General features: G+C 54.9%; 3 protein-coding genes. All 3 read left to right on the top strand.

Annotated elements, in window-relative coordinates; genetic code table 11:
• On the top strand, positions 1–708 hold a 708-nt coding region (locus LRH25_RS32510), incomplete at its 5' end, for an RHS repeat-associated core domain-containing protein (protein WP_231013288.1).
• A gap of 89 nt (positions 709–797) precedes the next feature.
• Entirely contained in the window at positions 798–1,244 is a 447-nt protein-coding gene (locus tag LRH25_RS32515; protein WP_141291729.1) for an SAUR-like auxin-responsive family protein, read from the top strand.
• Positions 1,245–1,376: 132 nt separating this feature from the next.
• Positions 1,377–1,876 (top strand): hypothetical protein (locus LRH25_RS32520; protein WP_231013289.1); only part of this gene is annotated, 500 nt, incomplete at its 3' end.

A 1,876-nucleotide genomic window follows, 5' to 3' on the forward strand; every position in this document is an offset into this window, starting at 1 on the left:
CACGCCATCCAGTGGCGCTGGGACCAGGCCGAGGCCTTCGGCAACTCGGCGCCCAACGAGAACCCCAGCGCACTCGGCGCCTTCACCCTCAACCTCAGGTTCCCGGGCCAGACCTTCGACAAGGAGACCGGGCTGTTCTATAACGTCAACCGGGATTACCGGGCGACCAGTGGCAGGTACATAGAGTCGGATCCCATTGGGCTCGCGGGAGGCATCAACACCTATGCGTATGTGGGTGGGAATCCGTTAAATTATTTCGATATCCTCGGGTTGGCCGGAGGGCCAATAGATCTTGGTCAAGGGTATACCGGAAGACTGGATCAGTTTCCTGGCAGCGGAGGTAAGGCGGGGATGGAGATTCACGTCTACGATCCGAAGGGGAATGAAATTGGACTCTATGGTAAAGATGGTTGGTTCAATAAGCATGGGCACCTAGGGCGTCCAGAGAGTATTCCGGAAAGCGTGGAAAATCAGTGCCGCGGGCAAGCGGTTGATTGGGCGCGTCGCGCTGGCTTCATTCCTGAGAAGGGGACTGTCTCGATCAAGGGTCGGAGTGTTGGAAGTTTTATGCGCGGAGGGTCTATGCCTTCCGCGTCCGGGGCGCTGGGTGTTATGTCGATTCTTTCCATTATTTTGGAGGCTGCAACTGAGGCCAAGTGTGATGCGGATCGGGACTGTAGGTGCAGTAGAGATCCGGACTGCATGTAATTGTTGGGGTTGAATAAATGCTGGCGGTAAATTTCCGAAGAAATCAATCTGCAATCTTACATTTTCGAATCGTCAAAGTAATATAAATCGTGAACTATATATATAAAGACGCTAGTGGCGCGATGAGATTCGATAGATATTTTGAATACCTATCGAAAATCAAAGATCAATTGGGTGAACATGTATTTTCGTTTGCAGCTGACCCAGGTCGGTACTACTTAGATACCCCAGGCACTCTTCATGATGCATGGCTGTCGGATTTAAATATTGGCTCCGCATTATTAGCGAAGCCTCTGGCAACCAACATCGAAATAAAATTGCTGGGGGCGTTTCATGATCGCGAATTTTTGCTGCAGTACCAAAATGTGTTGAAATTTGATATAAATTGGGTTGCGACGGTTTCGCCGGTTGACCTTCTTACTCATGAATTTAGGTGTATTGACTCAGTAATAGAGCATGAATATCAGTTCGATCATGAGATGAAATTGCAAATTTCATGCACATCGATGCAATGGTTTGAGATATTTCGGAAGTAGCAAAACAACAACGGCAGCGACGCCGCTGGGCAAGAATGCTTTCGGCCAAGCTTTGACGCGCGGCAATGCCACAATTCGCGCGTTAATTCTTAACAACAGGGAGCGCGGAGAGGGGACTGGCCGCGGAGGGGGGTGACGTTGCGTCAACTGAGTGTTCGTGCGGTCGATCTGAGCAGGCAAACGCTGGGTCGCTCGGTGGTCTGGTGGTCGCTCTGCGCACCTGATCGGCGGCTGCTCTTGGCGGCGGCGGTCGGCTTGTCGTTGGCCTCTGTCGCCGGCCTGGGCCTGTGGCAATGGCAGGTGGCGCGAACCGAGGATCTGGTCTCTCAACTTGCTGTGGCTCAGGCTGAACAACTCAGAGACGCCCAGCGTGCCGCCGCTGATGCCGGGAAGGCTGGCTCATCGCCCGCCCCCTGGTGGACGCACCTGTCCCGGACCACGCCGGCTGGCGAGCCGCTGCACGCGCACGAACTGCTCACAAGCCATGCGGTGTCCGCCGCCGCCGAGCGCGAAGTTCAACTCTCCAAGCTGAGCTTCCGCGCCCAGGCCGTGGTCGCCGGCAGCCCCTACCGAAGCTCGCTGATGCAAGCTGAGGTGAGAGGCCGGTACCCGCAACTCAAAGGCTGGCTGCG

This window comes from Ideonella azotifigens (assembly GCF_021043325.1).
GTDB classification, from domain to species: Bacteria; Pseudomonadota; Gammaproteobacteria; order Burkholderiales; family Burkholderiaceae_C; genus Ideonella; species Ideonella azotifigens.